Origin of the sequence: Streptomyces sp. CT34 (assembly GCF_000805335.1) — a bacterium.
GTDB lineage: Bacteria > Actinomycetota > Actinomycetes > Streptomycetales > Streptomycetaceae > Streptomyces.
On sequence record NZ_JSFP01000309.1, the window covers coordinates 1 to 653 of the forward strand.

Annotated in this window: 1 protein-coding gene; it reads left to right on the forward strand. The window is 68.5% G+C overall.

Annotated features, from left to right (window positions below):
* Window positions 1-109 precede the first annotated feature (109 nt).
* Window positions 110-653 (forward strand): glycosyltransferase family 2 protein (locus tag RZ84_RS00080; protein ID WP_043262609.1); only part of this gene is annotated, 544 nt, incomplete at its 3' end.

The window sequence follows — 653 nt, forward strand, 5'->3', positions numbered from 1 at the left end:
ACATGCACGGAGGACTGCCGTTCATCGGCATCAGCACCATCATCTACGGCGCGATCGGCATCGTCTGCGTCGTGGTCAGCGCGATCCGCAGGACAGGGGGAAGCTCATCATGCACACCGTCACCGTCATCGTTCCCGCTCACAACGAAGAAGAGGGCCTTCCGGCCACGCTGGAATCCCTCGCGCGGCAAACCGTCCCGCCCGACCGGATCCTGGTCGTGGACGACGGCTCCACGGACCGCACCGGAGAAGTCGCCGCATCGCACGGAGTGACCGTGCTGCGCCCGCCGCACCGCCTCGGCAGCAAGGCCAGGGCGCAGAACCACGCACTGCCGCACTGCACCACCGACCTCGTCCTGGCCGTCGACGCGGACACCGTCCTCGCCCCGGACTACCTCGCCCGGATCCTCCCGGTCTTCGACGACCCCGATGTCACGGTCGCGGCGGGCACCGTCCGCACCCGCTACACCCGCACGGTGTGGGAACGCGGACGCTCCACGGAGTATCTGTTCGGCTTCCACTGGCAGCGGCCCATCCAGGCCCGCGCCAACAGCCCCATGGTGTGCTCGGGTTGCTGCTCGGTGTTCCGCCGCGACACGCTGACCGCCTTCGGCGGTTTCCCCGAGCGGACCATCGTCGAGGACATGGACTACA